The organism is Arenimonas sp. (assembly GCF_035721105.1).
Taxonomy (GTDB): domain Bacteria; phylum Pseudomonadota; class Gammaproteobacteria; order Xanthomonadales; family Xanthomonadaceae; genus Arenimonas.
Map to the genome: position 1 here is coordinate 12,199 of NZ_DASTNG010000082.1, position 24,563 is coordinate 36,761.

At 72.2% G+C, this 24,563-nt stretch carries 25 protein-coding genes and 1 other RNA gene; 3 read left to right on the forward strand and 23 right to left on the reverse strand.

What is annotated here, in order from left to right; genetic code table 11:
- Positions 1-270 precede the first annotated feature (270 nt).
- The 16 genes from ftsZ to rsmI all read right to left on the reverse strand — a co-directional run bounded on the left by ftsZ (position 271) and on the right by rsmI (position 17,461).
- Positions 271-1,500 carry a cell division protein FtsZ gene (gene ftsZ, locus VFQ84_RS13105; protein ID WP_325132081.1) on the reverse strand — a complete coding sequence of 410 codons (1,230 nt, stop codon included), beginning with the start codon at positions 1,498-1,500 and terminating at the stop codon, positions 271-273.
- Between the two features lie 79 nt (positions 1,501-1,579).
- The gene (gene ftsA, locus VFQ84_RS13110; RefSeq protein WP_325132082.1) at positions 1,580-2,815 is read right to left on the reverse strand and encodes a cell division protein FtsA; all 1,236 of its coding nucleotides are present in this window, start codon (positions 2,813-2,815) and stop codon (positions 1,580-1,582) included.
- Positions 2,812-3,588 carry a cell division protein FtsQ/DivIB gene (locus VFQ84_RS13115; protein WP_325132083.1) on the reverse strand — a complete coding sequence of 259 codons (777 nt, stop codon included), beginning with the start codon at positions 3,586-3,588 and terminating at the stop codon, positions 2,812-2,814. Before VFQ84_RS13115 ends, ftsA begins: the two co-directional genes overlap by 4 nt.
- On the reverse strand, positions 3,585-4,568 hold the full coding sequence (locus VFQ84_RS13120) for a D-alanine--D-alanine ligase (protein WP_325132084.1): 984 nt from the start codon (positions 4,566-4,568) through the stop codon (positions 3,585-3,587). The genes VFQ84_RS13115 and VFQ84_RS13120 overlap by 4 nt, the downstream gene beginning before the upstream one ends.
- Positions 4,565-5,998, reverse strand: coding sequence for a UDP-N-acetylmuramate--L-alanine ligase (gene murC / locus VFQ84_RS13125; protein WP_325132112.1), 1,434 nt, complete (start codon positions 5,996-5,998; stop codon positions 4,565-4,567). The genes VFQ84_RS13120 and murC overlap by 4 nt, the downstream gene beginning before the upstream one ends.
- Positions 5,998-7,074: an undecaprenyldiphospho-muramoylpentapeptide beta-N-acetylglucosaminyltransferase gene (gene murG, locus VFQ84_RS13130; protein WP_325132085.1), complete on the reverse strand. Its 1,077-nt coding sequence runs from the start codon at positions 7,072-7,074 to the stop codon at positions 5,998-6,000. The genes murC and murG overlap by 1 nt, the downstream gene beginning before the upstream one ends.
- A complete protein-coding gene (ftsW, locus tag VFQ84_RS13135; RefSeq protein WP_325132086.1) occupies positions 7,071-8,381 on the reverse strand; it encodes a putative lipid II flippase FtsW in 1,311 nt (436 codons plus the stop codon). The genes murG and ftsW overlap by 4 nt, the downstream gene beginning before the upstream one ends.
- Before the next feature lies 1 nt (position 8,382).
- Positions 8,383-9,465: a phospho-N-acetylmuramoyl-pentapeptide-transferase gene (mraY, locus tag VFQ84_RS13140; protein ID WP_325132087.1), complete on the reverse strand. Its 1,083-nt coding sequence runs from the start codon at positions 9,463-9,465 to the stop codon at positions 8,383-8,385.
- On the reverse strand, positions 9,455-10,837 hold the full coding sequence (locus VFQ84_RS13145) for a UDP-N-acetylmuramoyl-tripeptide--D-alanyl-D-alanine ligase (protein ID WP_325132088.1): 1,383 nt from the start codon (positions 10,835-10,837) through the stop codon (positions 9,455-9,457). Before VFQ84_RS13145 ends, mraY begins: the two co-directional genes overlap by 11 nt.
- Positions 10,834-12,312 carry a UDP-N-acetylmuramoyl-L-alanyl-D-glutamate--2,6-diaminopimelate ligase gene (locus VFQ84_RS13150; RefSeq protein ID WP_325132089.1) on the reverse strand — a complete coding sequence of 493 codons (1,479 nt, stop codon included), beginning with the start codon at positions 12,310-12,312 and terminating at the stop codon, positions 10,834-10,836. The genes VFQ84_RS13145 and VFQ84_RS13150 overlap by 4 nt, the downstream gene beginning before the upstream one ends.
- A complete protein-coding gene (locus VFQ84_RS13155; protein ID WP_325132090.1) occupies positions 12,309-14,069 on the reverse strand; it encodes a peptidoglycan D,D-transpeptidase FtsI family protein in 1,761 nt (586 codons plus the stop codon). Before VFQ84_RS13155 ends, VFQ84_RS13150 begins: the two co-directional genes overlap by 4 nt.
- Entirely contained in the window at positions 14,066-14,335 is a 270-nt protein-coding gene (ftsL, locus tag VFQ84_RS13160) for a cell division protein FtsL (protein WP_325132091.1), read from the reverse strand. The genes VFQ84_RS13155 and ftsL overlap by 4 nt, the downstream gene beginning before the upstream one ends.
- A complete protein-coding gene (gene rsmH / locus VFQ84_RS13165; protein WP_325132113.1) occupies positions 14,332-15,291 on the reverse strand; it encodes a 16S rRNA (cytosine(1402)-N(4))-methyltransferase RsmH in 960 nt (319 codons plus the stop codon). Before rsmH ends, ftsL begins: the two co-directional genes overlap by 4 nt.
- A 14-nt stretch (positions 15,292-15,305) precedes the next feature.
- The gene (gene mraZ / locus VFQ84_RS13170) at positions 15,306-15,752 is read right to left on the reverse strand and encodes a division/cell wall cluster transcriptional repressor MraZ (protein ID WP_325132092.1); all 447 of its coding nucleotides are present in this window, start codon (positions 15,750-15,752) and stop codon (positions 15,306-15,308) included.
- Positions 15,753-16,063: 311 nt separating this feature from the next.
- An RNA gene (rnpB, locus tag VFQ84_RS13175) (RNase P RNA component class A) lies at positions 16,064-16,417 on the reverse strand.
- Positions 16,418-16,624: 207 nt separating this feature from the next.
- Positions 16,625-17,461: a 16S rRNA (cytidine(1402)-2'-O)-methyltransferase gene (rsmI, locus tag VFQ84_RS13180; protein ID WP_325132093.1), complete on the reverse strand. Its 837-nt coding sequence runs from the start codon at positions 17,459-17,461 to the stop codon at positions 16,625-16,627.
- A 64-nt stretch (positions 17,462-17,525) separates the two neighbouring features.
- Here rsmI and VFQ84_RS13185 point away from each other — a divergent pair, with 64 nt between their 5' ends.
- The 3 genes from VFQ84_RS13185 to VFQ84_RS13195 all read left to right on the forward strand — a co-directional run bounded on the left by VFQ84_RS13185 (position 17,526) and on the right by VFQ84_RS13195 (position 21,089).
- Positions 17,526-19,271, forward strand: coding sequence for a penicillin-binding protein activator (locus VFQ84_RS13185; protein ID WP_325132094.1), 1,746 nt, complete (start codon positions 17,526-17,528; stop codon positions 19,269-19,271).
- On the forward strand, positions 19,255-19,635 hold the full coding sequence (locus VFQ84_RS13190; RefSeq protein ID WP_325132095.1) for a YraN family protein: 381 nt from the start codon (positions 19,255-19,257) through the stop codon (positions 19,633-19,635). The genes VFQ84_RS13185 and VFQ84_RS13190 overlap by 17 nt, the downstream gene beginning before the upstream one ends.
- Positions 19,636-19,700: 65 nt before the next feature.
- The gene (locus VFQ84_RS13195; RefSeq protein WP_325132096.1) at positions 19,701-21,089 is read left to right on the forward strand and encodes an FAD-binding oxidoreductase; all 1,389 of its coding nucleotides are present in this window, start codon (positions 19,701-19,703) and stop codon (positions 21,087-21,089) included.
- An 84-nt stretch (positions 21,090-21,173) separates the two neighbouring features.
- Here VFQ84_RS13195 and VFQ84_RS13200 read toward each other — a convergent pair whose 3' ends face one another.
- From VFQ84_RS13200 to ribH, 7 genes are all read right to left on the reverse strand, one after another.
- Positions 21,174-21,335, reverse strand: coding sequence for a hypothetical protein (locus VFQ84_RS13200; RefSeq protein WP_325132097.1), 162 nt, complete (start codon positions 21,333-21,335; stop codon positions 21,174-21,176).
- Between the two features lie 66 nt (positions 21,336-21,401).
- On the reverse strand, positions 21,402-21,629 hold the full coding sequence (locus tag VFQ84_RS13205) for a hypothetical protein (RefSeq protein WP_325132098.1): 228 nt from the start codon (positions 21,627-21,629) through the stop codon (positions 21,402-21,404).
- A gap of 10 nt (positions 21,630-21,639) precedes the next feature.
- The gene (locus VFQ84_RS13210; RefSeq protein ID WP_325132099.1) at positions 21,640-21,804 is read right to left on the reverse strand and encodes a hypothetical protein; all 165 of its coding nucleotides are present in this window, start codon (positions 21,802-21,804) and stop codon (positions 21,640-21,642) included.
- A gap of 269 nt (positions 21,805-22,073) precedes the next feature.
- Positions 22,074-22,565: a phosphatidylglycerophosphatase A gene (locus VFQ84_RS13215; protein ID WP_325132100.1), complete on the reverse strand. Its 492-nt coding sequence runs from the start codon at positions 22,563-22,565 to the stop codon at positions 22,074-22,076.
- Complete coding sequence (gene thiL / locus VFQ84_RS13220) at positions 22,565-23,524, reverse strand: thiamine-phosphate kinase (protein WP_325132101.1); 960 nt, start codon at positions 23,522-23,524, stop codon at positions 22,565-22,567. The genes VFQ84_RS13215 and thiL overlap by 1 nt, the downstream gene beginning before the upstream one ends.
- On the reverse strand, positions 23,524-23,985 hold the full coding sequence (nusB, locus tag VFQ84_RS13225) for a transcription antitermination factor NusB (RefSeq protein ID WP_325132102.1): 462 nt from the start codon (positions 23,983-23,985) through the stop codon (positions 23,524-23,526). Before nusB ends, thiL begins: the two co-directional genes overlap by 1 nt.
- The gene (gene ribH / locus VFQ84_RS13230; RefSeq protein ID WP_325132103.1) at positions 23,982-24,449 is read right to left on the reverse strand and encodes a 6,7-dimethyl-8-ribityllumazine synthase; all 468 of its coding nucleotides are present in this window, start codon (positions 24,447-24,449) and stop codon (positions 23,982-23,984) included. Before ribH ends, nusB begins: the two co-directional genes overlap by 4 nt.
- Between the last annotated feature and the right edge of the window lie 114 nt (positions 24,450-24,563).

A 24,563-nucleotide genomic window follows, 5' to 3' on the forward strand; every position in this document is an offset into this window, starting at 1 on the left:
GAACGAAAACCTAACATTATTCCCAGCGTCTCGTTACAGCAACAATTGTGAGCCAGTTCACGGCTTTACGGTCGCCACCGACACACCCCCCGGCCGGAAAAGGACCCGCCGGCAGGGCCGGCGGGCCAAGGTTTCCTGACCCCCTGGGGACAGCAGGCCTAACCCTGGAAGCAGGGCTGGACCCTGACCGGCGCGGCCATCCAGGCCGGCCGGCTGCGGTCCGCGCCGGGGGCACCTGGTCGGGTGCCCGCGACCGGACCGCCACTCAACTCAGTCGGCCTGGCGACGCAGGAAGGCCGGGATGTCCAGGTAGCTGTGGTCGTTGGGCATTTCGGCCAGGGCGCTGGTGGCCCCCGACGCCGGCTCGTGCGACCGGCCGGCGCGCAGGCCGAGGTGGCCGTTGGCCTGGGGCGGCGCCGCGGTGACGTTGGCCATCGCGTCGTAGTCCACCTGGCCGGTGCTGGCATTGCGCACCAGCTTGACCGGGGCCCGGTAGGCCTCCTTCTCCGGGGCGCGCGGGGCGGCCTGGCGCACGGCGCCGCGGTTGAGGCCGGTGGCCACCACGGTGACGCGCACTTCGTCCTGCATGTCCGGGTCCAGCGAGGTGCCGATGACGACGGTGGCGTCCTCGGAGGCGAAGTCCTCGATGGTGCGGCCGATCTCGTCGAACTCGGCCATGGTGAAGTCCGGGCCGGCGGTGATGTTGACCAGCACGCCGTTGGCGCCCGAGAGATTGACCTCGTCCAGCAGCGGGTTGGAGATCGCGGCCTCGGCGGCGGCCTGGGCGCGGTCGTCGCCGCGGGCCACGCCGGTACCCATCATCGCCAGGCCCATTTCGGACATGACGGTGCGGACGTCGGCGAAGTCGACGTTGATCAGGCCCGGGCTGACGATCAGGTCGGCGATGCCCTTCACTGCGCCCAGCAGCACGTCGTTGGCGGCGCGGAAGGCCTGGACCATGGTGGCCTGGCGGCCGAGCACGGTGATGAGCTTCTCGTTCGGGATGGTGATGAGCGAGTCGCAGTGGTGGCTCAGCTCCTCGATGCCCTTGAGCGCCACCTGCATGCGGCGGCGACCCTCGAACGGGAACGGCTTGGTGATGACGGCGACCGTCAGGATGCCCATCTCCTTGGCCAGCTGCGCCACGACCGGGGCCGCGCCCGTGCCGGTGCCGCCGCCCATGCCGGCGGTGATGAAGACCATGTCGGCGCCTTCCAGCGCCTCGACGATGCGCTCGCGGTCCTCCAGCGCGGCCTGGCGGCCGACTTCCGGGTTGGCGCCGGCGCCCAGGCCCTTGGTGACGTTGCCGCCGAGCTGCAGCTGCAGCTTGGCGCCGCACTGCTTGATCGCCTGCGCGTCGGTGTTGGCGGTGATGAACTCCACGCCTTCCACGCCCGCGTTGACCATGTGCGCCACGGCGTTGCCGCCACCGCCACCGACGCCGATGACCTTGATTACCGCATTGGGTGCCAACTTCTCGATCAGTTCAAAATGTGCCATGTCCGCGTCCTCCGTGATTCGAATCCAGGGGTTTGTGTTTTCTTGTTCGTTGCGTTTGCCGCTACCTCAATGACGTCGTTCAGAACTCACCGCGATACCAGTTCTTGAACTTCGTCCAAATCGTCCCCGCCTTGCCCGCCGACAGCGTCGGCCGGCGCGGGTGTTCCAACTGGCTGCCCCACAGCAGCAGGCCAACGCCGGTGGCGTGCACCGGGTTGCCCACCACTTCGCCCAGGCCGGACACGTGCTGGGGGATGCCCACCCGCACCGGCATGTGCAGCATTTCCTCGGCGAGCTCGACCACGCCCTCCATCCGCGAGGCGCCGCCGGTGAGCACCAGGCCGGCGCGCACCAGCTCCTCGAAGCCGGAGCGGCGCAGCTCGGCCTGCACCATCTCGAAGATTTCCTCGTAGCGGTTCTGCACCGCCTCGGCCAGGGCCTGGCGCGCCAGGCGGCGCGGCGGGCGGTCGCCGACGCTGGGCACCTGGATCGACTCCTCGGCGGTGGCCAGCTGGGCCAGCGCGCAGGCGTAGCGGACCTTGATCTGCTCGGCCTCCGGCGTCGGCGTGCGCAGCAGGTGGGCGATGTCGTTGGTGACCTGGTCGCCGGCGATCGGCAGCGATGCGGAGTGGCGGATCGCGCCCTGCACGAACACCGCGATGTCGGTGGTGCCGGCGCCGATGTCGACCAGCACCACGCCCAGTTCCTTTTCGTCGGTGGTCAGCACCGCGGTGCTGGAGGCCAGCGAGCTCAGGATCAGGTCATCCACCTGCAGGCCACAGCGCTGCACGCACTTCATCACGTTGCTGGCGGCCGACTGGGCGCCGGTGACCAGGTGCGCGCGCACCTCGAGCCGCACCCCCGACATGCCGACCGGGTTGCGGATGCCTTCCTGCGAGTTGTCGACGATGTATTCCTGGGCGATGGCGTGCAGGATCTTCTGGTCGGCCGGCACCGCCACGGCCTTGGCCGCTTCCAGCACGCGGTCGAGGTCTGCATACGTCACCTCGCCGCCCGCCACCGGCACGATGCCGGGCGAATTGCGGCACTGGGTGTGGCTGCCGGTGATCGAGGCATACACCGAACGGATCTCGCAGCCGGCCATCAGCTCGGCTTCCTCGATCGCGCGCTGGATCGACTGCACGGTGGACTCGATGTCGACCACCACGCCGCGCTTCATGCCGCGCGACTCGTGCGAGCCGATGCCGATCACTTCGATTTCCTGGCCGGGCGAGTACTCGCCCACCAGCGCGGTGATCTTGGAGGTGCCGATGTCGAGGCCGACGATCAGCGACTTGTCGCCTTTGCGGTTCATGCGTTTCCTTCCTGCGGATTGCCGGCGGCGTCGCGGAGCGACGGGCCTGCCGGGGCCGGCGCCGGGGCGGCCGGCGGCGGCGGATCACCCCAGACCAGGGTGAAGCCATTGGTGTAGCGGAGGTCGGCGCGGACGAGCACGCGTGGTTCGTCGTCGCGCAGGCGCGGCAGCAGCCGGGCGAAGCGCGCCAGGCGCGCCTGCGGATCGCCGCGACCGGCTTCCACTTCGGTGCCGTCGTCCAGCGTCAGGCTCCAGCTGCCGCGCGCGCTGAGCCGGACCGTCGCGACCTTGGCGCCGACGGTGAGGAAGAGCGGACGCGCCAGGCTGTGGAAGGACATCAGTTCGCTGGCGCGGTCCTCGGCGCCCTCGAACAGCGGCAGGCCGGCGCCGGCGCCCGCGGGCGCCGCGAACAGCTTGCCGTCCTCGGACAGCAGGCGGCCGTCGGGCCAGCGCGCCACCGGCGTGTGCTCGGTCAGGCTGACCTCGAGGCGGTCGGGCCAGCGCTTGCGCACCTCCACCCGCTCCACCCACGGCAGGGCCGCCACGGCCTCGCGCACCTGGTCCAGGTCGACCGCGAAGAAGCCGCGCTGCACCTGCGGCATCACCGCCGCACGGACGGCCGCTTCGTCGACCTGGGCGAACTCGCCGGTCACCGCCAGCCGCCGCATCGGCCAGCGCTCGCCGGCGATCCAGCCGTTGAGCACGGCGACCACGGGCAGCGCCACCAGCAGGATGGCGAGGGACCAGGCGATGATGCGCAGCAGGGCGTTCACGGCGTCGCGGCCTCCCGCGGCAGGCTGGTTTCCAGCACGCGCCAGCACAGCGCCTCGAAGTCGATGCCGACCTGGCCGGCGGCCTTCGGCACCAGCGAGTGGCTGGTCATGCCCGGGGCCGTGTTCACCTCGAGCAGGTAGTTGTTGCCGGCGGCGTCGCGCATCACGTCCACGCGGCCCCAGCCGGTGCAGCCGGCGGCGCGGAAGGCCGCGAGTGCGAGCGCACGGATCGTGGCCTCGGCCTCGCCGTCCAGGCCCGGGCACAGGTACTGGGTGTCTTCGGCCTGGTACTTGGCGTGGTAGTCGTAGTACTCGCCGGCCGGCACGATGCGGATGCTGGGCAGGGCGACGTCGCCGAGGATGCCGACGGTGTACTCGCCGCCCACCACCAGCTGCTCCATCAGCAGTTCGCCCGGGTAACGCGCCGCCAGCGCCACGGCGGCGGCCAGTCCGGCGGCGTCGAAGACGCGCGAGACGCCGACGCTGGAGCCTTCGCAGGACGGCTTCACGATCACGGGCAGGCCCAGGTCGGCGGCGGCGGCACGCACCGCGGCTTCGGTCGCGGCGGCATCGGCATTCGGCGCGATGCGGGCGTAGCGCGGCGTCGGCAGGCCCACCGACAGCCAGACCTGCTTGGTGCGGATCTTGTCCATGCCCAGCGCCGAACCGAGCACGCCGGAGCCGGTGTACGGAACGCCCAGCGCCTCCAGCAGGCCCTGCAGGGTGCCGTCTTCACCGCCGCCCTTGTTGCCGTGCAGGATGTTGAAGACACGGTCGAAGCGCTTGGCCACCAGGGCCTCGACCAGCGCCGGGATGCCGTCGACCGGCTGCGCGTCGATGCCGCGCGCACGCAGGGCCTCGAGCACGTTGCGGCCCGATTCGAGCGACACCTCGCGCTCGGCGCTGGTGCCGCCCATCAGCACGGCGACGCGGCCGAAGGCCTTGGGGTCGGTCAGGCGCGGGGCGGGGATCGGCGTCATGCCTTGGGTTCTCCGGGGATGCCGTGGGCCGCCAGTTCGGCGGCGACGTGGCCGATGTCGCCGGCGCCCATCACCAGCAGCAGGTCGCCGTCGGCCAGCACGTCGGCCAGCACGTTCGGCAGTTCGCGGGCCGCGCCGGCCAGCACCGGGTCGAGCCGGCCGCGGGCGCGGATGGCGCGCGCCAGTGCCTTGGCGTCGGCACCGGCGATGTGGGCTTCGCCGGCCGGGTAGACGTCGGTCAGCACCACTGCGTCGGCGCTCGAGAGCACCGCCGCGAAATCGTCGAACAGGTCCCGGGTGCGGGTGTAGCGGTGCGGCTGGAAGGCGACCACCAGGCGGCGCGACGGCCAGCCGCCGCGGGCCGCGGCGAACACGGCTTCGAGCTCCTTCGGGTGGTGGCCGTAGTCGTCGACCAGCAGCGCCTTGCCGCGGCCGAAGTCGAGTTCGCCCTTGAGGTTGAAGCGGCGGCCGATGCCCTGGAACTTCTCCAGCGCGGCCGCGATCGCCCGGGGCTCGACCCCGAGCTGCCAGCCGATGGCGGCCGCGGCGAGCGCGTTGAGCACGTTGTGGCGGCCGGGCAGGTTCAGGGTCACGGCCTGCGGCGCGCTTTCCGGCAGGTGCAGGGTGAAGCGCATGCAGGCGCCGTCCTGGCGCACGTCGCGGGCGGTGACGTCGGCCGGCTGGTCGATGCCGTAGGTCACGAGGTGCCGCGGCGTCTCCGCCGCCAGTGCCGCCACCTCGGCGTCGTCGACGCAGAGCACGGCCAGGCCATAGAACGGCAGCCGGTGCAGGAACTCATTGAAGGCCGCCTTGACGCGCTCGAAGTCGCCGCCGTAGTTCTCGAGGTGATCGGCATCGATGTTGGTGACCACGGCCACCAGCGGGTTCAGGCGCAGGAAACTGCCGTCGCTCTCGTCGGCCTCGGCCACCAGCCACTGGCCCTTGCCCAGGCGCGCGTTGGCGCCGGCGGAAAGCAGCTGGCCGCCGATCACGAAGGTCGGGTCCAGCCCGCCTTCGCTGAGCACGCTGGCGACCAGCGAGGTCGTGGTGGTCTTGCCGTGGGTGCCGGCGATCGCGATGCCGCGCTTGAAGCGCATCAGTTCGGCCAGCATCTCGGCGCGCGGCACCACCGGGATGCGCTCGCTGCGGGCGGCAACCAGCTCCGGGTTGTCGGCGCGGATGGCGCTCGAGACCACCACCACGTCGGCGCCGGTGATGTTGGCAGCGACGTGGCCGCGGTGGATGCTGGCGCCCAGGGCGAGCAGGCGGCGGGTGGCCGGCGACTCATTCTGGTCGGAGCCCGAGACCTGGTAGCCGAGCGTCACCAGCACCTCGGCGATGCCGCTCATGCCGACGCCACCGATGCCGATGAAGTGCACGCGCGGGAAGGCGCGGGCCAGGTCACCGGTGTCCTGCAGGCGACGACGGATCATGCGCGGGCCTCCTGCAGCACCAGGTCGGCCACGCGCTCGGCGGCGTCGGGACGGGCGGCGGCACGCGCCGCCGCGGCCATGGCCAGGCGCGCCGGCGCGTCGGCCAGCAGCGCCGACAGCGCCGACAGCAGGCGCGCTTCGAAGCCCTCGCCTTCCGGCAGCAGGCGCGCGGCGCCGCGCTCGACCAGGTACTCGGCGTTGCGGGTCTGGTGGTCATCCACCGCCTTGGGGAAGGGCACCAGCAGCGAGCCGACGCCGGCGGCGCACAGCTCGGCCAGGGTCAGCGCGCCGGCGCGGCACACGACCAGGTCGGCCCAGGCGTAGGCCTCGGCCATGTCGGCGATGAAGGGTTCAACGCTGGCCGGCACGCCGGCCTGTTCGTAGACGCGGCGCGAGGCCTCGGCGTGGCGTTCGCCGCACTGGTGCCGCACGGCCGGGCGCTGGTCCTGCGGCAGCCGCGCCAGCAGCGCGGGCAGCGCGGTGTTCAGGGCGTAGGCGCCCTGGCTGCCGCCCAGCACCAGCAGGCGCACCGGGCCGCTGCGGCCGGCGAAGCGCTCGGCCGGCGGCGGCACGGCGGCGATCGCCGGCCGCACGGGGTTGCCCACGTCCACGGTCTCGCGGCCGGGGAAGCTGCCCGGGAAGCCGCACAGCACGCGGCGCGCGACCCGCGCCAGCACGCGATTGGTGAGGCCGGGCGCGCGGTTCTGTTCGTGCACCAGCAGCGGGCGCCGCAGCAGCCAGGCGCAGAAGCCGCCCGGCCCCGCCGCGTAGCCGCCGAAGCTGAGCACGGCGCGCGGCCGGGCCCGGCGCAGCACGCCCAGCGCCTGGGCGCAGGCGCGCAGCAGCACGAACGGCGCCTTGAGCAGGGTCATCGCGCCCTTGCCGCGCAGGCCGCCGATGGCGATGGTTTCGATGCGCACGCCCGCCTGCGGCACCAGCCGCGTTTCCATGCCGCCGGCGGCGCCCAGCCAAAGCACCGGCACGTCGCGCTGCTGCAGGGCCTGGGCCACGGCCAGGCCCGGGAAGATGTGTCCGCCGGTGCCGCCGGCCAGGATCAGGACGGGGCCGGTCATGCCACCGCTCCGATCTTGGGTTCGATGCGATGGCGGGAACCCCGCGGGCCCACGGCCGGCGCCAGCGCCGCCGGCGACTGCGGCGGCAGCGTCGCGTCCAGGCTCGGCTCGCCCGGCTCGGGCAGGCCGTCGCCGCTGCGCAGGCGCGCGACCTGGCGTTCGGCGCGGTCGAGCTCGTAGCTCACGCGGAGCAGCAGGCCGATCGCCATGCAGGTGATCAGCACGCTCGAGCCGCCCGACGAGATCAGCGGCAGGGTCAGGCCCTTGGTTGGCAGCAGGCCCAGGTTCACGCCGATCGAGACGAAGGACTGCAGGCTCACCCACAGGCCGACGCCGAAGGCGCAGAAGCCGGCGAAGTGGCGGCGCATGTTCACGGCGCGGAAGCCGATGTCGAAGGCGCGCCAGGTGAACGCCGCGAACAGCGCGATGATGCCGAACGAGCCCACGAAGCCCAGCTCTTCGGCGGTTACCGAGAAGATGAAGTCGGTGTGCGCCTCGGGCAGGTAGAAGAGCTTCTGCACGCTGCCGCCCAGGCCGACGCCGAACCACTCGCCGCGACCGATCGCGATCAGGGCCTGGGTGAGCTGGAAGCCGTCGTTGAACGGATCCGCCCAGGGATCGCGGAACGACGTCAGCCGGCGCACGCGGTAGGGCTCGGCGATCGCCACGATCGCCAGCAGCGGCAGCGCCACCAGCGCCGGGATCAGCAGGTTGCGGATGCGGGCGCCACCCAGCCAGACCATGCCGCCGGTGATCGCCAGCAGCAGCGCCGCCGAGCCGAAGTCCGGCTGCAGCAGCAGCAACACCACGATGATGCCGGCCATGGCCAGCGGCTTGATCAGCGCCATCCACTGCTGGGCGATCTCGTCGCGGTAGCGCACGAGGTAGCTGGCGAGCCAGATGATGAACATCAGCTTCACCGCCTCGACCGCCTGGAACTTGGACACGCCCAGGTTCAGCCAGCGCTGCGCGCCGTTGACGGTGTGGCCGATGCCGGGCAGGAACACCAGCAGCAGCATCACGAAGCACAGCGCCAGCAGCAGGTGGCTGTACTTCTCGACGATCTTGAGTTCGATCCGCATCAGCGTCCAGGCCAGGCCGCCGCCCACGCACAGGAACACCAGGTGCCGGATCAGGAAGTGGAACGGACCCACCGACAGCCCTTCCGCGATCGCGATCGAGCTCGAGGCCACCATCACCACGCCCAGCCCGACCAGCGCCAGCGTCAACAGCAGCAGCACCGGATCGTAGCGACCGGTGATGGCGTCGAGGCGGGTGGCCTGGCGGCTGCGGTCGGAGGCGTCCATCTCAACGCACCTTCAACGTGGCGAGGCCGACGAGCACGAGCATCACCGAGATGATCCAGAAGCGCACGATCACGCGCGGCTCCGGCCAACCCTTGAGCTCGAAGTGATGGTGGATCGGCGCCATCCGGAACACGCGCTTGCCGGTGAGCTTGAAGCTGGCGACCTGGATCATCACCGACAGCGTCTCGACCACGAAGATGCCGCCCATCAGCACCAGGATCGCTTCCTGGCGCACGATCACCGCGATGGTGCCCAGCACGGCGCCCAGCGCCAGCGCACCGATGTCGCCCATGAACACCATGGCCGGATAGGTGTTGAACCACAGGAAGCCCAGGCCGGCGCCGGCGATCGCCGCGCAGACGATGGTGATTTCGCCCGCGCCCGGGATCGCCGGGATCTGCAGGTACTGCGAGAACACCGCATTGCCCGAGGCGTAGGCGAAGATGCCCAGCGCCGCCGCCACCAGCACGGTCGGCATGATCGCCAGACCGTCGAGGCCGTCGGTCAGGTTCACCGCGTTCGAGAAGCCCACGATCCAGAAGTAGGCGATGACCACGAACATCCCGCCCAGCGGGATCGCGAAGTCCTTGAGCAGCGGCAGGAACAGCGTGGTCGCGTTGGCATTGTCGGCGGTGTAGTACAGGTACAGCGCCGCGGCCAGGCCGAAGATCGACTGCAGCGCGTACTTGTGTCGCGACTTGAGGCCATTGGGATCGCGCTTGACGATCTTGATCCAGTCGTCCAGCCAGCCAATGGCGCCGAAGGCGATCATCACCGCCAGCAGCACCCACACGTACTTGTTGCGCAGGTCGGCCCACATCAGCGTCGACAGCGACACCGTCATCAGGATCAGGGTGCCGCCCATGGTCGGCGTGCCGGCCTTGGAGAAGTGGCTCTGCGGACCGTCGGTGCGGATCGGCTGGCCGCCCTTGAGCTGGGCCAGGCGCGCGATCACGCGCGGGCCGAGCCACAGCGACAGCAGCAGGGCGGTCAGTGCGCCCAGGATGGCGCGGAAGGTGATGTAGCCGAACAGCGGCGGCATCAGGCCCATCTCGTGCAGCCAGCGGGCCAGTTCAAGCAACATGGTCGGCGTCTCCTTGCCGGTCGGCGGCCAGCAGCGCGGCCATTACCTTGTCCATCGCGCTCGAGCGCGAACCCTTCACCACGCAGCGCAGCCCCGCGCCGGCCGAGCGCAGCGCCGGTGCCAGCGCCGCGACCAGCGCGGCCTGGTCGGCGAAGTGCCGGGCGCCGTCGCCGAACGCGCGGCTGGCGTGCGCGCTCAGCCCGCCCACCGTCCACAGCCGGGCGATGCCGGCGCGGCGCGCCTGCGTGCCGATGTCGGCGTGCATGGTTTCGCCGCCCTCGCCCAGCTCCTTCATGTCGCCCAGCACCAGCCAGGCCTCGCCGCCGGTCGCGGCCAGCGCGGCGATGGCCGCGGCCACCGAGCCCGGGTTGGCGTTGTAGCTGTCGTCCACCAGCACGGCGCCGTTGGCCAAGGTGTGCGGGACCTGGCGTCCCGGCACCGAGGCGGCGACGCCGAGCCCGGCGACCACGTCGTCGAGCGACGCCCCCGCCCCCAGCGCCAGCGACGCCGCGGCCAGCGCGTTCATCACGTTGTGGCGGCCGGCCAGCGGCAGGGCGACCTCGGCCTGCCCGGCCGGCGTGTGCAGCCGGAAGCGGGTGCCGTCGGCGCCGGCCTGCAGTTGGGTGGCGCGCACTTCGGCATCGTTCTCGAGGCCGAAGCGCAGCACCCGGCGCGAACCGATGCGCTGCATGAACCACGGCGCGAAGGCGTCGTCGGCATTCACCACTGCGACGCCGTCGTCGGGCAGCGCTTCGTAGATCGCGCCCTTGGTCTCGGCGATGCCCAGCAGGCTGCCCATGCGCTCGAGGTGGGCGGCCATGACGTTGTTGACCAGCGACACCTGCGGCGGCGCGATCGAGGCCAGGTAAGCGATGTCACCCGGCTGGCCGGCGCCCATCTCGTAGATGGCGAAGCGCGCGTCTTCCGGCGCATCCAGCACCGCCAGCGGCAGCCCGATCTCGTTGTTGAAGTTGCCCGGGTTGGCGTAGGCCTTGCCGGCGCGCGACAGGATGCCCAGCAGCAGCGTCTTCACCGACGTCTTGCCGTTGCTGCCGGTGATGCCGACCACCACCGCGGGGCGGCCCTGCTGCATGCCGGCGGCGAACTCGCCCAGCGCGTCCTGGGTGTCGGCGCACAGCACCTGCGGCAGCGCGCAGTCGACTTCGCGCTGGACCAGCAGCGCCGCGGCGCCGCGCTCGAGCGCCTGGGCGACGTGGTCATGGCCGTCGTGGCGCTCGCCGCGCAGCGCCACGAACAGGCCGCCCGGCGCCAGCTTGCGGCCGTCGGTGCCGACCGACGTGATCTCGACGTCGGCGCCGAGATGGCGGCCTTCGACCCAGCGCGCGATCTGCGACAGCAGCACCGGCCTCATGCGCGGGCCTCCAGCACGGCGCGCGCGACCTTGAGGTCGTCGAACGGATGCTTCACGCCCTGCACTTCCTGGTAGGGCTCGTGGCCCTTGCCCGCCACCAGCACCACGTCGCCGGGGCCGGCGTCGGCCAGCGCCAGCGCGATCGCCTGCGCCCGGTCGCGCTGTACCTGCACGCGATCCGGACGGACGAAGCCGGCCAGGATGCCGGCGACGATGGCATCGCCGTCCTCGCGGCGGGGGTTGTCGTCGGTGACGACCACGCGGTCGGCGCCGGCCTCGGCGATCGCCGCCATCTGCGGGCGCTTGCCGGCGTCGCGCTCGCCGCCGCAGCCTAACACGCACGTCAGGCGGCCCGGGGTGTGGGCGCGCAGGCTCGAGAGCGCCTGTTCCAGCGCATCGGGCGTGTGGGCGTAATCGACCACTACCAGCGGCCGGCCATCGCGGCCGCCGACCCGGCTCATGCGGCCGTCGACCGGCGCCAGCCGCGGCAGCATGGCGGCGACGGCGTCCAGCGGCCAGTCGAGCGCACGCAGCGCACCGGCCACCGCCAGCAGGTTGTCGACGTTGAACCGACCCAGCAGCGGCGAAGCCACCGCCTGGCGCGCGTCGCCCTCGACCAGGTCGAAGCGCAGGCCGGCCGGCGCCAGCGCCACCCGGTCGGCGCGCAGCGTCGCGTCGGCGTGGCCGCGCGAGCTCAGGCCGATGCGGCGCGCCGCGGCCGGCGCCCGCGCCAGCAGCGCCGGCCCGAAGGCATCGTCCAGGTTCACCACCACGGCCTGCAGCGTCGGCCACGCGAACAGGCGCGCCTTGGCGGCGCCGTAGGCTTCCATGGTGCCGTGGAAATCCAGGTGGTCGCGGGTGAGGTTGGTGAACACCGCGATGCGGAACGCCACCGCGTCGACCCGGCCCTGCACCAGCGCGTGCGACGACACTTCCATCGCCACGTGGGTGGCGCCGGCGTCGCGCATTTCCGCCAGCAGGCGGTGCACGGCGATCACGTCGGGCGTGGTTCGCTCGCCGGCGACCAGCTGGCCGTGCAGGCCGGCGCCCAGGGTGCCGATGCTGCCGGCGACGCCGCCGCCCAGCGTCAGCGCCTGGGCCAGCAGCTGCACCGTCGAGGTCTTGCCATTGGTGCCGGTGACGCCCGCCACCGCCAGCGCCCGCGACGGCGCACCGTAGAAGCGATCGGCCAGTTCGCCCTGGCGCTGGCGCAGGCCGGGGACGGCCACGGCGGCGTCGCCCGGCATCTGGTCGGCCGGGGCCGGCGGTTCGAACAGGATCACGCTGGCGCCGGCGGCGCGCGCCTGCCCGGCGTGGCGCAGGCCGTGGGTGCTGGCGCCGGCCAGGGCGATGAAGGCATCGCCTTCGCGCAGCGCGCGGCTGTCCGCGGTCAGGCCGCGCAGCAACGGATCGAAGCCGGCGGGGAGCGCCGGCTGGCCCTGGAGCAAGTCATTGAGCGACATCGCGCGCGTCATCGCAGCGCCCCCGTGCCGTCGGCGCCGGCCGGGCGGACCGCGGCGGTCTGCGGCGCCTTCTTGGCCGCCTGTTCGGCGAACCACTGCTCGATGTTGTCGGGCGGCACGTCCATCAGCCGCAGGGCGCCTTCCATCACGTGGTGGAAGACCGGGGCCGACACCGCACCGCCGCCGTATTCCTCGCCCTGCGGGTCGTGGATGACCACGGCCATGGCGAAGCGCGGATGGCTGGCCGGCACCAGGCCCACGAACACCGCCGCATAGCGCTTGGCCGCATAGCCGCCGCCGCTGGCCTTGCGCGAGGTGCCGGTCTTGCCGGCGACGCGGTAGCCCAGCACCGCGGCGCGGCGGGCGGTGCCTTCCGGGCCGGTCACGGTTTCCATCATCTGCATCAGCTGCTCGGCGATGGCCGGATCCAGCACCTGCTGGCTGGCCTTGCTGCCGCCCTTGACGAAGGTCGCCTCGTTGATGCGGCCGCCGTTGCCGATCGCGGCGTAGGCGCGCGCCAGCTGCAGCGGCGTCACCGACAGGCCGTAGCCGTAGCTGATGGTGGCCTTCTCGGCCGGGCCCCAGGTGTTGGGCGGCCGCAGCACGCCCGAGGACTCGCCCGGGAAGCCGCTGCCGCTGACCTGGCCCAGGCCCAGGCGGTGGTACATGTCGAACTGGTGCTCGTTGCTCAGCTGCTGGGCCACCAGGGTGGCGCCCACGTTGGAGCTCTTGGTGAGCACGCCGGTGAGGGTGAGCGTGCCGTAGTTGCGGAAGTCGCGGATCGGGTGGCCACCGGCCAGGGTCATGTAGCCCGGCGCGGTCTGGATCGGCGTTTCCGGCGTGAACTTGCCGCTCTCCAGCGCTGCCGCGAAGGTCAGCGTCTTCATCACCGAGCCCGGCTCGACCACGTCGGTGACCGCGCGGTTGCGCTGGGCGTCGGTGGTCGCGGACTCGCGCGCGTTCGGGTTGTACGACGGCTGGTTGACCATCGCCAGGATCTCGCCGGTGGGCACGTCCAGCACCACGATCGAGCCGGCGCTGGCGCCGTGTTCGATCAGCGCCGACTTCAGCTCGCGGTAGGCCAGGTACTGGATGCGGCGGTCGATCGACAGCACCAGGTCGTGGCCCGGCTCGGCCGGACGGATCAGGTCCACGTTCTCGACCACGCGGCCGCGGCGGTCGCGGATGACCTGCTGCGCGCCCTCGGTGCCGGTCAGCCAGTCCTCGAACGCCAGCTCCAGGCCTTCCTGGCCGTGGTCGTCGATGTTGGTGAAGCCCAGCACGTGCGCCATCACCTCGCCGTGCGGATAGAAGCGACGGAACTCGCGCTGCGAATAAACGCCCGGGATGCCCAGGTCGGTGACTTCCGCGGCCAGGTCCGGGTTCATGTGCCGGCGCAGGTACAGGAACTCCTTGTGCGCGCGCTCGCTGACCTTCTGCATCAGCACGTCGCGCGGGATGCCCAGCGCATCGGCCAGCTCGGGCAGGCGATCGGGATGCTGCAGCAGCTCCTTCGGATTCACCCACACCGACTCCACCGGCGAGGACACCGCCAGCGGCTCGCCGTTGCGGTCGCTGATCATGCCGCGCGAGGTCGGGATCGGCACTTCGCGCAGGAAGCGGGCGTCGCCCTGCTGCTGGTAGAACTCGGGATTGATCAGCTGCAGGTGGGCGGCACGCGCCACCAGCACGCCGCCGAACAGGCCCATCACCACGCCGACCGCCACCAGGCGGTGGCGCAGGCTGTAGCTGCTGCGCTGTAGCTTCATGGCTGCAGCACCACGATGTCGGCATCGGTCGGGTACTTCATGCCGATGCGGTTGCCGGCGACCTGCTCGATGCGGTTGGCCTCGGACCAGGTGGCCTGCTCGAGCTGCAGCCGGCCGAACTCGATGTTGAGCTCGTCGCGCTCGTGCTCGAGCATGGTCAGCGAGATGTAGGCCTGGCGATGCAGGTGGCGCGAGTAGACCACCGCGACCGCGCTCGCGAGCACGGCCACCACCATCAGGGCGAGCGCGAACAGGCGCGGGTTCATGCCGCGCGCTCCCCGGCGTCGTGCGCCGGCGACAGCTTCTCGGCCACGCGCATCACGGCGCTGCGGGCGCGCGGATTGGTCGCGGTCTCGGACGCGTCGGCGCGCAGCGCGCCGGACAGGTCGCGCAGCACCGGGTCGAAGGCCACGGCCACCGGCATGCGGCGGTTGCCGGGCGGGGCCTTGGCGTGGCGGGCGATGAACTGCTTGACGATGCGGTCTTCCAGCGAATGGAAGCTGATGACCACCAGCCGGCCGCCCGGCTTGAGCCGCGCCAGCGCCGCGTCCAGGCCGCGCTCGAGGTCCTCGAGTTCGCGGTTGATGAAGATCCGGATGGCCTGGAAGCTGCGGGTGGCGGGATGGATCTTGCTGTCGCCGCGGCCGACCACCGAGGCGATCAGCTCGGCCAGCTGGGCGGTGCGCAGCAGCGGCTCGTCGTCGCGGCGGGCGACGATGGTGCGGGCGATCTTGCGGCTGAGCTTTTCCTCGCCGTAGGTCCACAGCACGTCGGCGATCTCGCGCTCGTCGGCGCGCGCCAGCCAGTTGGCTGCGCTCTCGCCCGACTCCGGATCCATGCGCATGTCCAGCGGGCCGTCCTTGGAGAAGCTGAAGCCGCGCTCGGCGACGTCGAGCTGGGGCGAGGAGACGCCCAGGTCCATGAACACGCCATCGAGGCCGTCGGCGGTCTCGTCCCAGTCGGCCAGCCCGGCGAAGGAACCCCGGCGGACGCGGACGCGCGCATCCGCGCTGGCAAGCGCGTGGGCGGTGGCGATCGCTTCCGGGTCCTTGTCCATCACCAACAGCCGTCCATCCGGCCCCAGCCGGTCGAGCACGCCGCGTGCGTGGCCACCACGCCCGAACGTGCCATCCAGATACCTGCCATCCCTGAGCACACGCAGCCCGTCCAGGGCCTGCCCGAACATCACCGGGAGATGGCTGGGCTGCGTGGCTTCCCGCATCCCGGCCATGCCCGTCACAGCCTGAGGTCGAGCATGTCCTCGCTGATCTCGTCTTCACCAATGGTTTGACGGATCTGCGCGAGGTGCGCCTGCTCGCTCCACAATTCGAACTTGCCGCCCATGCCCAGCAGCACGGCCTTCTTCTCGATCGCCGCCGCGTTGCGGTGGCTGGCCGGCAGCAGCAGCCGGCCGTTGCCGTCGGGCTCGACCACGGTGGCGGCGCCGACCAGCTTCAGCTGCAGGTTGCGGTGCACGCGCTTGGCGTTGGGCAGGGCGTTGACCTGGTCGCGGACCTTTTCCCAGGCCGCTTCCGGGTACAGCCACAGGCAGCCGGCTTCGTAGGGGTTGTAGGTGACCACCAGGCGATTGGCGCAGGCGCGCGCGACCAGGTCCCGGTAGGCGGTGGGAATCGCCAGACGGCCCTTGTCGTCGATCGTGATTGCGGTTTCGCCCTGGAACATCTGTTCGGATCAACCCTTATCCACCGAAACCCACGAAAAACCCGGATTTCCCTCGGAAGCCCACGTTAGTCCTGCCCCCGGGGGCTGTCAAGGACAAAACGAGAGCAATTTCGCTAGGCGGATCAAGACTTTGCGCGAAACTTGAGAGTCTTGTTTAAGAACCATTGGGCAAGTGTTGTTTCACATGGATTTGATCCGAACCTGTGCGCTGGTCCACAGATCGGCCCCCGGCCCGGCCCGCGGGGCCAACGCGCCCGCCCCGGGCGGACCGCCCGGAGAATCTGCGCAAACGGGGAATGGGGACGAGGAAGTGGCGGAGCCGGTCGTTAAGCCGGGTTCTGTCGTGGACAGTCATTCCTCTGGGACCTGCGTCGCCGCAGGCCTCAAGCAACCAACCCGGGTGCGGCACGAGCCATGCCATAGCACCCCTATTTGGTCTTGCTCCGGGTGGGGTTTGCCGTGCCCCGAGGCGTTGTCCCCTCGGGCGGTGGGCTCTTACCCCACCGTTTCGCCCTTACCACGCACCCTTGCGGGCCGTTCGGCGGTTTGTTTTCTGTTGCACTTTCCGTCGGCTCACGCCGCCCAGGCGTTACCTGGCACCCTGCTCTGTGGAGCCCGGACTTTCCTCGGCGCATTGCTGCGACGCGACTGCCTTGACCGACTCCGCCGGGACGGATTCTCGCACGCTTTCGACGTCTGGGGCGAAAGGCAAGTCAGCCACGGATGAACACAGATGAACACGGATAGAGCAAACGATCGACTGGGAGATTCATGCCCGATGCGCCGCGCCGCATCCTCCGACGCCTTACCCAGTTCAATGTTCCTGAAAGCAATATCCGTGTTTATCCGTGTTCGTCCGTGGCTGAATCGCTCTATCCCTCACCACCGCCATACAGTGACTTGCGCGGCGCGCCGCTCAGGTCGGCGGCGAGTTTGGCGGCGACGGAGGGTTTGAGGTGTTCGGCGAGCTTGGCGTACAGGCGCTGGCCTTCGATCAGGCGGGCGGCGGTGTCGTCTTCGCAGCCGCGCACGACCAGCACGAACTCGCCCTTGCGCTGGTTGTCGTCGGCGGCGACCTTGGCCGCGATCGCAGCCAGGGTGTCGCCCAGCACCGTTTCGAACAGTTTCGTCAGTTCGCGTGCGAGGACGGCTTCGCGATCGCCGCCGAATGCCGCGACGAAATCGGCGAGGCTTTCCTCGATGCGATGCGAGCTTTCGTAGAACACCAGCGTCCGGGATTCCCGCGCCAACGCCGCCAGCCGCTCGCGTCGCGCCGAGCCCTTGGCCGGCAGGAAGCCCTCGAAGCAGAAGCGATCGCTGGGGACGCCGGCCACCGACAGCGCGGCGATGGCGGCGCAGGCGCCGGGGATCGGGCTCACCGCCAGGCCGGCGGCCCGCACTTCGCGCACCAGGCGGTAGCCCGGATCGCTGACCAGCGGCGTGCCGGCGTCGGACACCAGCGCCAGCCGCTCGCCGGCGCGCAGGCGCTCGACCAGCTTCCAGGCGATCTCGCCCTCGTTGTGTTCGTGCAGCGCCAGCAGCGGCCGATCGATGCCCAGGGCCACCAGCATCTGGCGCGTGTGCCGGGTGTCTTCGGCACAGATCGCGTCCACCGACGCCAGCACCTCGCGCGCCCGCGCGCCGAGGTCGCCGAGGTTGCCGATGGGCGTGGCCACCACGTAAAGCGTTCCTGCCTGGGTCGTTGCCATGACCGCGCCCTCCTTGTGCACCGGGGTATCATCTTAGCGGCATCACCTTCCCGGACCCCCGACCATGCTGCGATCCGCTTCCTTCCTGTTGGCCCTGGCCCTGATTTCGGGCTGTGCCAGCGTGGCCGTCTCCCCGTCCGCGCCGGTGGCCGGGGCGGCCGCCACCCCCGCCGCACGCCTGGCGGCCGACGGCCAGCACCTCGAGGCGGCCCGCGCCTACGCCGCCGAGGCGGGCAGCGCCCGCGGCAGCGCCCGGGACCGCAGCTGGCTGTACGCGGCCGACCAGTACCTGCTGGCCGGCGACCCGGGCGCCGCCGCGCAGGCCCTGGCGCAGGCCAACGCCCGCCGGCTCGAGGGCCGCGACGCGCTGCTGCACGACCTGCTCGCGTCGGAGCTCGATGTCGCTGCCGGCCGCCACGCCCCGGCGCTGGCCCGGCTCGGCCAGTCCCGCGACGCCGTGCCGGACCGCCTGAAGGCGCGCTGGCACGCCGCCCGCGCCGCGGCGATGGAAGCCGCCGGCCGCGCTTTCGACGCCGCCGGTGAGCGTGCCTGGATGCAGGATGCACTCGACCGCGAAGCCCGCCTGGACAACCTGCGCCGCATCGACGCCCTGCTGCGGACGGTGCCCGACCCGGCCCTGGCGGCCGGCAGCGCCGCGCTGCCCGTCGGCCACCCGCTCTACCTCTACGCCGGTCGCGCGCTGACCCAGCGCGGCCTGCCCCTGCCCCGCCCGTATGACCGCAGCGCCTCGGCGCCGGGCATGCAGGACCTGCCGCCGGCCGAACGCGACGGCTATCGCCCGCCCGAGCGCCTGGCGGCCCTGCTGCCGCTCACCGGCCCACTGGGTCCGGCCGGCCAGAGCGTGCGCGACGGCCTGCTGGCCGGCTATTACGGCGAGCTGCGCCGCCGACCCGAGCTGCGCTTCTACGACACCGCCGGTCCCGAAGGCGTGCGCGGTGCGCTGGCCCAGGCCCACGCCGACGGCGCGCAGATGATCGTCGGCCCGCTGGCGCGCGACCAGGTGGACGCGCTGTTCAGCCTGCCCGAACTCGACTTGCCGGTGGTCGCGCTCAACCGCGGCGGCATCGCGCCGCCGCCGGGCAGCACCACCTTCGCGCTGGCGCCCGAGGACGAAGGCGTGGCCGCGGCCGAACGCCTGCTCGATCGCGGCATGCGCCGCATCCTGGTGGTCACCCAGGCCGACGAGAATGCGAGCCGCGCGCTCGGCGCCTTCCGCGAACGGCTGCGGGCCGGCGGCGGCGAGATCATCGCCGAGGTCACCGTCACCGACGACAACCCGGACTACGTGCCGGCGCTGCAGCAGGCGCTGGCCGGCGCCCGCCCCGACGCGGTATTCCAGCCGCTGCGCGCGGCCCAGGCGCGTCTGCTGGCCAGCCAGATGGACACCGCCGGCCTGGATGGCGTGGCGCGGGTCGCGACCTCGCTCATCCTCTCCGGCGCCAACCTGCGCATGGACGTGGAGCTGGACGGCATCGAGTACCCCGAACTGCCCTGGCTGCTCGGCCTGCGCGGCGGCATGCCCGATGCCGACAGCCTGGGCCGCAGCCTGCCCAGCGCCCAGGGCGGCGGCGCCCGGCTGTTCGCCTTTGGCATGGACGCCTGGCAGCTGGCGGCGTTCGCCGACCTGCTGGCGCGCGACCCGGCGGCGCAGCTGCGCGGCGCCACCGGCGAACTGCAGGTCGACGGCTTCGGACTGGTGCAGCGCCGGCCGGCCTGGGCGGTCTTCAGCGGCGGTCGCTCGCGCCCGGCGCTGGACGGCGCGCTGCTGCCCGATGCCGGCACGCCCTGACCGGCAAGCCCTGGGCGCCGCGGCCGAAGCCGCGGCCCTGCGCCACCTCGAAGCCGCGGGCCTGGTGCTGCTGGCCCGCAACGCCCGCTTCAAGGTCGGCGAACTCGACCTGGTGATGCGCGACGGCGACACCGTCGTGTTCGTCGAGGTGCGCCTGCGCAACGCCACCCACTTCGGCGACGGCTTCGCGTCGGTGGACCGCCGCAAGCGGCAGCGCATGGTGCGCGCGGCACAGGCCTGGCTGGCGGCGCGTCCGGCGCTGGCGCGGCACCCCTGCCGACTGGACGTGGTGTCGGCCCGGGCCGAGGACGGGGCGCACGCCCTGGACTGGCAGCGCGACGCCTTCACCCTCGCCGACGTGTAGCCGACGCGCGGCCGGCCACCGGCCCGCTCGCCGGCCCGTGCGGCCGCAGGCGCTAGAATCCGCCGATGCCCGCTTCCCTGCCCGCCGAACTGGCCGCCCGCCTTGCCGAACTGCTCGGCCCGGGCGGGCTGCTGCTCGATCCGTCCGAGCGCCTGGCCTACGGCTACGACAACTCACGCCGCCAGGGCCTGCCGCTGGCCGTGGCGCTGCCGACCACGGCGGCGCAGGTGCAGGCCCTCGTGCGCCTTTGCCGCGAGGCACGGCTGCCGATCGTGGCACGCGGGCGCGGCACCAACACCACCGGCGCCAGCGTGCCGGGCGAGGACGCGCTGGTGGTTTCGTTCGAACGCATGAACCGGGTGCTCGACATCCGGCCCGGCGATCGCGTGGCCGTGGTCGAGCCCGGCCTGCTCAACGGCGACCTGCAGGCCGCGCTGGCGCCGCACGGCCTGTTCTGGCCGCCGGACCCGACCAGCGCCGGCTTCTGCACGGTCGGCGGCAACCTGGCCTGCAACGCCGGCGGCCCGCGCGCGGTGAAATACGGCGCCACCCGCGACAACGTGCTGGCGCTGACCGCGGTGACCGGCGCCGGCGACCTGGTGCACTTCGGTGCGGGCACCACCAAGGGCGCCAGCGGCTACGACCTGTCGCGCCTGCTGATCGGCTCCGAAGGCACGCTGGCCCTGGTCGTCGAGGCCACCCTGAAGCTGACGCCGATCGCCTCCCAGCGCCGCGCCCTGCGCGCGCTGTATGCCGACGTCGAAAGCGCCGCGGCCGCGGTGGCGCGGCTGATGGCGCAGCCGGTGACGCCGTCGATGCTCGAGTTCATGGACGGCGACTGCGTCCGCCTGGCGCGCGAGGTGGGCGGCGCCGACCTGCCGCCGGCCGGGGCGCTGCTGATGATCGAAGCCGACGGCGAAGACGCGGTGCTGGACGCCGCGGTCGCCGCGCTGTCGGCCGCCGCCCAGGGCCCCGGCTGCCTGGACGTGGCCAGCGCGCCCGACCCGGCCGCGCGCGAGAAACTGTGGGCCGCCCGCAAGGCGCTGTCCCCCGCCCTGCGCACGCTGGCCCCGGGGAAGATCAACGAAGACGTGGTGGTGCCGGTGTCGCGCATCCCCGACCTGGTGGCGGCGGTGCGCGCGGCCGCCAGCGCGCAGCAGCTGGCCATCGTCAGCTTCGGCCATGCCGGCAACGGCAACCTGCACGTCAACATCCTGTACGACCCCGCCGACGCCAGCCAGTGCACGCGCGCCGAAGCGGCGCTGGCGGCGGTGTTCGACGCCGTGATCGCGCTCGGCGGCCAGGTCTCGGGCGAGCACGGCATCGGGCTGGTGAAACGCGAGCTGCTGGTGCGCGCGCTGACGCCGGCCACGGTGTCGCTGATGCGCGCCATCAAGTCGCAGTTCGACCCGGACGGCATCCTCAACCCCGGCAAGGTGCTGCCGCCCGCCTGAGCCGTGGCCGGCCCCGCGCGGGCGGACAGTCCCGCTACCGGGCGACGCCGCCGGCTTGCACCGCGCGTCGACCAACCCGGCGGCTCAGCGTTTGGTGCACTCCGCCGCCAGCCTCGCCGCCTCGGACGAGGCCGCCGCCGCCACCTGCACCAGCGCATCACGCCCCAGCCAGGCCAAGGCCGCCAGCACCAGCAGCGCGCCCAGCCACGGCGCGCGTCGGCGCGCCGGATTCGAATGCTTTTCCATGTCTTTCTCCCGGGTTTGGCCCGGGGAGTCCGGCGGCCGGGGTCGGCCACCGGATCCCGCGCCCGCTCAATGGTTGTTGTGGTGGTGGATCACCGCACCGATGATCACGCCGACCGGCGACAGCACGGCGCCGACCAGGGCTTCCTTCGACGACAGGTCGTGCAGGGCCGAGCCCAGGGCTTCGCCGATGGCTTCTTCCACCGGGGTCGGGCCGCTGCCCGAACCGCCGCCGCCCGACGACTCACCGTCGCCACCGGCGACCTGGGTGCACGCGTGCATGCTGAGGATGTCCATGGCGGTCTCCTCAGTGGTCGCCGCATTCGGCGTTGCGGTCGGCCATTTCCAGCGCCGCTTCCGAGGCGATGTTGGCCAGGGATTCGCGGTTGCTCCAGAGGAAGGCCGCCACCTTGAGCAGGGTGGCGCTGCCGCCGCTGACCTGGGCCGTTTGCGAAGGGGTCAAAACGTTCATGGGTGTCTCCCGGAATGCCTGCGGTTTGCAGGCAAGGCCATCTCAGCAGCACCGGGGCGGCGGGGATGCCGGCCGTTGCCGTCGCCGGGCGTCGGTCGACGCCGCGGCGGCGGGTAGCGCCCCGCGTCCCGCGATCACGGCAGCCGCCGACGCCGTGTCGGCATTGCCCGATCAGCCGTGCCGGCCAAGGCGCTTTTTTCCCACGCGACGACCACGCGGCCCATCGGCCACGGCCCCGGGGACGCGTGCGATTCTTCGGACGCCGCGCGTCAGCGCAGCAGGAAGGCCGCCAGCTGCAGCAGCCCCAGGGCCCACAGGCCCGCCAGCGCATCGTCGAGCATCGCGCCGAAGCCCCCGTGCAGGCGGCGATCGGCCCAGCCCACCGGCCAGGGCTTGGCGATGTCGAAGATCCGGAACAGCACGAAGGCCGCCAGCACCCACGGCCAGCCGGCCGGAAGCAGCAGCAGGGCGATCCACATGCCGATGTACTCGTCCCAGACCACCAGCGACGGGTCTTCGATCTTCGTCTCGCGAATGGCCCAGTGCGAGGCCCACACGCCGATGGCAAAGCCCGCCACCAGCACCGCCAGGTAAGCCGCCGGCGGCAGGTGGCGCAGGAAGAACCACCACGGCAGCAGCGCCACCAGGCTGCCCACGGTGCCCGGCGCCCGCGGCGAGAAGCCGGCGCCGAAGCCCGCCGCCACCCAGCCCAGCGGGTGCTTGATCAGGCGCCGGCGGGTGCCGACGGGCAGCACGGCCATCAGTGCACTCCCTGGAAATGCTGGAAGCCGGCCCGCGCCGGCACGTAGTCCTCGCCCTCCGGCGTCACGAAGGCCAGGCCTTCGCCGGCCTGCACCTGGCCGATGACGGTGGCGGCGGTGTCGCAGGCCGCCAGCGCCTGCTCGATCGCGAACGCAGCCGCGGGCGGCGCGGTGAAGCACAGCTCGTAGTCGTCGCCGCCGGACAGCTGCAGCGGCCAGCGCTGGGTTTCTTCGAAATGATCGGCCAGGGTGCGCGACGTCGGCAGCCGGCCCAGGTCGATGCGCGCGCCCCGCCCGCTGGCGCGCATCACGTGGCCCAGGTCGGCGGCCAGGCCATCGCTGAGGTCGATGCCGGCCGTGGCGAGGCCGCGCAGGGCGAGGCCGGCGGCGACGCGCGGCGTCGGGCGGTCGAGCCGGTAGCGCAGCTTGGCCGAGGCCGGCCCGCGCGCCCGCCACTGCGACAGCGCGCCCGCGGCATCGCCCAGCGTGCCGGTGACCCAGACCTCGTCGCCCACGCGCGCGCCGTCCCGGCGCAGCGCCGCGCCGGCAGGCACCAGGCCGTGCGCGGTGACGGTGATCGACAGCGGCCCCGAGGTGGTGTCGCCGCCGACCAGGCTCACGTCGTGCGCGTCGGCCAGTTCCAGGAAGCCATCGAGGAAGGCCTCGACGAAGCCGGCGTCGGCCTCCGGCAGCGTCAACGCCAGCGTGCACCAGGCCGGCGCGGCGGCCATCGCGGCCAGGTCGCTCAGGTTCACCGCCAGCGCCTTCCAGCCGAGGTCGGCGGCGGCGGTTTCGAGCGGGAAATGGACGCCGGCCACCAGCGTGTCGCTGGTCACCACCAGCTCGTGGCCGGGCGGCAGGCGCAGCACGGCGGCATCGTCGCCGATGCCCACCGCCACGTCGGGACGCCGCCGCGCGCGGGCGCGGATGCGGTCGATCAGGGCGAATTCGCCCGGCATCAGCCGCGACGCGGGGCCTGGGCCTCGGCCGGGCGCCAGGCCGCGGCGGCATGGTCGAGCACGCCGTTGACGAAGGTGTGGCCGTGCTCGGAGCCGAAGCGCTTGGTGGTCTCGATCGCTTCGTTGATCACCACGCGGTAGGGCACGTCGATGCGGTGGCGCAGCTCGTAGGCGGCGATGCGCAGCACCGCGCGCTCGATCGGATCGACCTGGGCGATATCGCGGTCCAGGTAGGCCGCCAGCGCCTGGTCGAGCGTGGCCAGGTTGGCCTCGACGCCGCGCACCAGGTCCTCGAAGTACTCGGTGTCGGCCACTTCCATGTCCTGCTCGTTCTGGAACTGGTCGATGACCTTGTTGATCGCGGTGTGCGACATCTGCCAGGCGTAGACGGCCTGCAGCGCGCGGCGGCGGGCGCGCGAGCGCGCGTGCGGGTCGACGCCGTCGGGGCGGGTCTGCTTCATGCGAGTTTTCCGATCAGGTTCGCCATCTCGATGATGACCAGGGCGGCTTCCTCGCCCTTGTTGCCGTGGTTGCCGCCGGCGCGGGCCTCGGCGTGGGCGTAGTCGTCGACCGCCAGCACGCCGTTGGCGACCGGCACGCCGGTGTCCAGGGCGACGCGCATCAGGCCGCGGGCGCATTCGTCCGAGACCTGCTCGAAGTGGCGGGTGTCGCCGCGCACCACGCAGCCCAGGGCGACGATGCCGGCATAGCCGATGCGGTCGATGGCGTTGGCGGCCGCCACGGGCAGCTCCCAGGCGCCGGGCACGCGGATCACGTCGACATCGGCTTCGGCCACGCCGTTGGCGATGAACGCCTTGCGGGCGCCGTCCACCAGGGTGTCGGTGATGCGCGGGTTCCAGCGGCTGGCGAGGATGGCGTAACGGGCCGAGCCGGGGCTCTGGACGTCGCCTTCGAAGTGGCTCATCGGGGACTGCCGGGCGAAAGGGCGGCCAGTTTACCGCGCCCCGGCCGGGAAGAAGAGAAAAAGGGGTCAGTGTCACTTCGTCCCGGAACCCGGCGGTTCGCCCCGGTCCTGGCA